The sequence below is a fragment of the Vibrio sp. 1S139 genome (assembly GCF_041439475.1).
Classification (GTDB): domain Bacteria; phylum Pseudomonadota; class Gammaproteobacteria; order Enterobacterales; family Vibrionaceae; genus Vibrio; species Vibrio crassostreae_C.
On the sequence record NZ_JBGOOD010000055.1, the window covers coordinates 24,943 to 30,977 of the forward strand.

Here is a 6,035-nt window from a genome sequence, read left to right on the forward strand (position 1 = left end):
TTAAGCTATTTCACAGAGGTCGTCAAAAATTGTACGAAGCGCCCAGAGTTACTGTGCTAAACGCTACATCACGGCTTGCCAGTCTATTACCATTCGGGCCGAAGAATTCGATATTTACTGCATCTGCTTGTGAGATTAAACGTAAGGTTAGGCTTTCTACTGGCGTGTATTCAACACCTATACCAAAATGGAAGCCTAATTACGCGCAGCTAGACAATCAAAGATATTGCAATAGATGCCATGATCACGCCAACGACAAATTCCAACACCTTCCACGCTCTCGGGTTCTTAAACATTGGAGCCAAGAAGCGAGCGCCATATCCAAGTGAAAAGAAGAACACGAATGACGCCGATACCGCCCCAGCGCCAAACAACATTTGATCCGGTTGATATTGAGTTGAGATAGACCCCAGCAATACCACAGTATCCAAATACACATGCGGGTTAAGCCAAGTGAACGCCAAACACATCGCAATCGCTTTGGTTAATGAGTCTTTAGTTTCTGCCGTGGCTTCTAAGGCGTGGTTTTCGGTAAATGCTGATCGGAAGCTTAAGAATGAATAGACACCCAAAAAGATAGCGCCACCATAACGGGCGAACTGCTCAATTTGTGGGAACTGTTTAACGATTGCGCCAAAGCCCGTCACGCCAAAGCTAATCAGTAAGGCGTCAGAAATGGCACATACAGCACAAACTGCCAATACGTGTTGGTTCTTAAGCCCTTGCTTTAAAACAAACGCATTTTGAGAGCCAATCGCAAGAATCAGCGAAAGGCCAAGGGAGAAACCTGCAAAGTAAGTCGACATCTAAGGCTAGTCTCTTAACGCAACTCAATACTCATAAACTGGCTGTGCGGGTCTAACACATAATCAGCAAAGGGTTCACAGTATCCGAAGCCAAACTTTTCATACAGGTTACGCGCAGCCTTAAAGTAGTCTTCTGAGCCGGTCTCTAAACTGATTGTTTGATACTGGCGGGCGGTTGCTGTATCCAATACGTGCTGTAAAAGTTGGCTCGCAACACCTGACTTTCGAGCAAACTGTGAGGTTCTCATCGATTTGAGTTCAGCGTGTTGGGTATTCAGCTCTTTAATGGCGACACACCCAAGCAGTTGGCTGTCTTTCCAAGCACTGAAAAAGGTAATTTCTGGTGACTTGAGCCCATCTAGATCCAGTGCATGGACGCTTTCGGCTGGCGAAGTTGCGTACATATCAGCAAGATGCTCTTCAAGCAATTCAACGACTTCCCCACCCGACAAGTCATCCACCTTAATTTCTATTGAAGCACTGCTTTCCAATGCTGTTCTATTTTCCATTGAACCCTGTGCATTTATTGCTGATGTCATTGTTACAACTCTCCTTGTTTAGTTCGCTTATTTAGCTTGAGTGATTTGGTTTTTATCAACAGCCCACTTTCCTTAATTGTTTCCTTTTCAAGAACTCGGTTTGAATCAGTAAAATTACTGATTAATCATAAAATTATAAATGTCACACTGGGTTTACCTAGATACCATATTTTTCCTATCTCGTCTCGTGATAAAAGCGTTCCGCAAAGCCCGTATGGTCGCTGCATTGAGGGAGCAACACCTGTTTTAGTTAACGAATAAGTAGTCAGGGCAAAGTGAATAGCGATGACACGCGTACTGATGTTGTTGGCAGCTTAAACATCCCTTTAAACGGTCTCATTTAAAACGACCATAAGTTAGAAAATAAAACGCTTTCATTGATCGAATATTTGATTGCGATTTTCCAATTTCGGTATATGATGCGCCACCCTAATTTTTCAGCTTATGCTGCAGGCAAATATGTCCGCCAACGCACTCTATACCGACCTATCCGGTTACTATGATTTAATGTGTGTAGATATTGACTACCAAGCGCAAAGTAACTGCGTACGTAGACTCCATCAAATCTTTGGAAATGAAGGAAAAACACACCTCGACTTAGCTTGTGGCACTGGCCCACACGTTCGTCATTTTATTGATTTCGGTTACCAAAGCGGTGGCCTAGATCTTAACAAGCCGATGTTAGATATCGCAGAAGTTCGCTGCCCGGAAGCCAAGTTCTCAGTACAAAACATGAGTAACTTTGAGGTCACGGAACCACTCGATCTTATCACTTGCTTCCTGTATTCCATCCATTACAACGATGGCCTTGAGAAGCTTAAAGAGTGTATTGAAAGTGTGCATCGTGCGTTAAAGCCAGAAGGTATTTTCTGTTTTAACGTGGTTGATAAAGACAAGATCAGCAACGACCTGTTTGTTAGACACACAACAAACCAAGACAAAGACGATTTCACGTTCCGTTCTGGTTGGTATTACTCTGGTCAGGGTGATAAGCAAGCGCTAAAGCTTAGCATCGAAAAGACGACTGCTGGTGAAACTCAAGTGTGGAATGATGAACACCCAATGGTGGCATTCTCGTTTAAAGAGTTAATCGAGATATTGAAGCCCTACTTCGAGGTTAATATCTTCGAGCACGATTACGACAAGCTGATTCCTTGGGATACTCAGTCCGGTAATGCGCTGATCACATGTGTCAAAATCTAGATTAATAGATAAACGGCAAATTAAACCAAATCTATAGATCAAAAAAGAACCCACACTCGCCATTCTCCTTTTAGAGCATCAGCCAGTGTGGGTTCTTTTGTATCAAGCTATCAGTTACTGAACTCTAAATTAGAAGTCCGCTGTCATACCTACGTAGTAAGTACGAGGCTCTTCAACATAGCCCATGCTCTCTAGCTCTTGTGATACAGCTTCGTCAGTTAAGTTCGTGATACCTGCACGTAGTCGTACTGAAGCATTCACGTTGTAGACAGCACCTAGGTTCAGCGTTGTGTAAGCGTCTTGAGTTAGATCGCTTTCGATCTGACGTTCACCACGGTAACGCGCACTCACGAAGGTACTTAGATCGTAAGTTGGGCTCCAGTTCAGTTTAACTAAACCCGAATGCTTGTAACGCTCAAGTAATTCGTCACCAGTAGACTTATCTTCAGTGTCTAAGAATGTGTAATTACCAGACACACCCCATTCATCAGTAATTTGGAATTGGCCTGTAAGCTCAGCACCTTGAACTACAGCCTCTGATACGTTTGTATAAGTACGCTTACCATTCACATAGCCAGTTGAGCTTGAACTATCAGCGCAACCTTTACCCGATTCAAACACTCCGCCGTTCTCACAATAGGTTTCATCACGATCAATTAGGTCGTTGATTTCATTTCGGAATAAGGCACCTTCAACATTCCAACGAGGTTGGCTATAAATCGCAGCGATCTCATAGTTCAAGCTGGTTTCGGGCTTAAGATCTTCATTACCATGTAAATCACATACGCCTTTACAGCTATTAACTGTGTAGTCTGTCTGATTTTGAGTCAATGTTGGTGCTTTAAATGCTTTACCCACACCACCCTTGATGATCAGGTCATTCGTTGTTTGATGAACCAAGTACACACGTGGGCTGAACTCTTCACCGTACAGTTCATGCTTATCTAAACGACCACCAATGGTTGCCGTTAGTTGATCCGTCATTAACCATTGGTCTTGAACAAATAACGAACCTTGATAAGCTTCAGATGTACCATTGACTAAGTTTTCTTTGTTGGTTAATTCACTCAACTGGTAGTCCATACCAAACGTTACGGTGTGACTATCACCAAGATAAGTGGTCGCCGAAGCTTCAACAATTTGAGTCAGTTCTTCGATGTCACTGCTATAGTTAGTATCTGAGTCCGCAGCATCATTATCTGTCACATTTTCACGTGAATAACGTACTTGCGTGTCACCCCAGCTCCAAAAACCACTATGTGTGATCGCTTGGCTCTGACGTACAACACGTGTGTCAGACTCAATCACAGATGATACGTTTTCCGCAGATGACTCACGTTCGTCGTCACTGTAACCAAAATCGAAATCAATGGTTTGGTTGTCTGTTGCATTCCATGTCAGGCTTGCAAGTAAGCTTAACGTGTCACGTTCTTCTAGAGCTGTTACATCTGAACGATCGTAACCAAAGCTGTGTGTACCAGAATATGGTTGCCAAGCGTTACGGCTTGTCTGGTTAACAGAAAGGCGAGCAAACAACTCGTCTTCAATCAACGCACCAGATGTCGTGAAGCCCATCGAATACTCTTCCCCTCCATCACCATCAAGTGGAGATGAAGTGTCCATGCTCAGTGTAGAGCTCCAATCGTTTTCTGGAGCCTTAGTGATGATGTTGATTGTACCGCCCATACCATCTGAACCGTAAAGTGCAGACATTGGGCCACGGATTATTTCAACACGTTCGATCGAATCAGCAGGAATCGTTGATAGGTCGAAGTCGTTACCACGGATGATGGCACTTGCAGAGCTTAAACGACGACCGTTCACCATGATAAGAGTGTAATCTGAATCCATACCACGAATAGAGATCATCTGACGGCCAGCACGTGTGCTATCAAAATCAGACTCTACACTCGTTGATTCTGCAACGATGTCCGCCAAGGTAATACCAGGGCTGTCTTCAATGTCTTGCGCGGTGATAACCGACATTGAAGCTGGCGCTTGTTTTAGTGCCATCTCGGTACGAGTTGCCGTAACAACCATTTGTTCATCTGTTGCTTGCGCTTCTTCTTGCGCTAACACGTTAGCTGAAAGTGAGGTACAAATAACAGCGACTGCGATCGAAAGGGGTTTACGAACCAAAAGAGGTTTGCGAATCAAAAGAGATCTCTCAGACATGATATTCATTCTTATATGTGATTAGTAATGATAATGATTTTCATTAAACAACCAGCTACCATTCTTATCAACGAAAGTTTCATACCAAAAATCGATTCTCGTTATTCACCATTCAAATAATGAAAGATATCCATATCCAAATCGATAGATATTCGTAATTTTCATTCACCCTGCAGATGGATTATGTATAAAGCTCTTTGAATATATTGCGAACCCAGCGACACATCGGGTCGTTATGAAAGCGCTTATGCCAGTATAAGTAGACGTCTTCTGATGGGTGGCGCAACGCTTTAGGCACGCGTTTACAAACAAGATCTCTTTGCGTAGCGGCTTGTTGAGCAAAAGGTGTCGGTAAATGAAAGATGATGTCGGTTGCTTCTGCCATATCCGGCGCGACGTTAAAATTGGAAAGCTGAATTGGAATGGACAGCTGGCGCTGCTTATCAATCAAGCCAAGATCTTTAAATCGACTTTCGATCGAGAGCTTCTTATCCCCTTGCAGTGAGATTTGACCAAGTTGGCTATTCAACAAGTCATCAACCGTGATCTCTTTGTCCGCCAAAGGATGTTTTTTACTCATCAGCAAACGGTAATCGCGGCTAATCACGAACATTCGATACAAATTTTGCTCTGAACTTAACGGCTCGTGGGTCGACAACACAAAGTGCGCATCACCGGATAACAGAGGCTCAAAGTGTCGTTTAGGAATCGAGTCGATATCAACAGTCATGTTTGGCGCTTGTTGACGTATCTCCGCAACTACCTTGGGCAGCAAGTGCGCGACATTAGGCACTAAACCAAAGAAGCGAACCGTACTGTCACTGCTTTGCGGCTCGAATACATCGCCATGTACCAGCTTTTCTAAACGTGTCAGTACCGAATTGAGATCTTGCTTAATGGCTTCTGCTTTTGGCGTTAACTCATAGCCATAAGCCGCTCGCACCAATAGATCATCATTGAAAACGGTACGCAGTTTTTGCAGAGATCGGCTCACCGTAGGTTGGCTCATATCCAGCGCCAATGCCGTGTTGGAAACGTGCTTCTCTTCAAGAAGGTGTTTAAGAATAACGAGTAGATTGAGGTCGACTTGAGCAAGATTCATTATGCAAATATTAACAATATATAAAATTCAATGTGCGCATAGTGCTATTTCTTAACATGTAATACAATTGATAATCACTCCTATTTTGATCTAGAGCAATATGCAGAGCAGAGTTTAAGGTTAAGTGGGTTTTAAAGCTCTAAGTCAGAACTGTTTGTGCGACCTGAGGTCGTATGAAGCGTTGTTCACCGCTTAACGAGTGAACCATCT

At 43.4% G+C, this 6,035-nt stretch carries 5 protein-coding genes and 1 pseudogene; 1 reads left to right on the top strand and 5 read right to left on the bottom strand.

The genetic code is table 11. The features are described 5' to 3' along the window. Positions 1–22: 22 nt before the first annotated feature. From ACED46_RS16785 to ACED46_RS16795, 3 genes and pseudogenes are all read right to left on the bottom strand, one after another. Positions 23–196: pseudogene (locus ACED46_RS16785) on the bottom strand (porin family protein); the annotation flags it as partial. Positions 197–209: 13 nt separating this feature from the next. Further along, positions 210–806, bottom strand: a complete 597-nt coding sequence (locus tag ACED46_RS16790) for a LysE/ArgO family amino acid transporter (RefSeq protein ID WP_017059193.1) — start codon at positions 804–806, stop codon at positions 210–212. Between the two features lie 14 nt (positions 807–820). After that, positions 821–1,345: a GNAT family N-acetyltransferase gene (locus ACED46_RS16795; RefSeq protein WP_371721956.1), complete on the bottom strand. Its 525-nt coding sequence runs from the start codon at positions 1,343–1,345 to the stop codon at positions 821–823. Positions 1,346–1,804: 459 nt separating this feature from the next. Between ACED46_RS16795 and ACED46_RS16800 the strand changes: the two genes are divergently transcribed. Beyond that, positions 1,805–2,548, top strand: coding sequence for a class I SAM-dependent methyltransferase (locus ACED46_RS16800; protein WP_029235856.1), 744 nt, complete (start codon positions 1,805–1,807; stop codon positions 2,546–2,548). Positions 2,549–2,677: 129 nt separating this feature from the next. On the opposite strand, the gene ACED46_RS16805 is transcribed toward ACED46_RS16800, so the two are convergent. Then, positions 2,678–4,723: a TonB-dependent receptor domain-containing protein gene (locus ACED46_RS16805; protein WP_371721957.1), complete on the bottom strand. Its 2,046-nt coding sequence runs from the start codon at positions 4,721–4,723 to the stop codon at positions 2,678–2,680. A gap of 181 nt (positions 4,724–4,904) precedes the next feature. Next, the gene (locus tag ACED46_RS16810) at positions 4,905–5,825 is read right to left on the bottom strand and encodes a LysR family transcriptional regulator (protein ID WP_017059189.1); all 921 of its coding nucleotides are present in this window, start codon (positions 5,823–5,825) and stop codon (positions 4,905–4,907) included. Positions 5,826–6,035 lie beyond the last annotated feature (210 nt).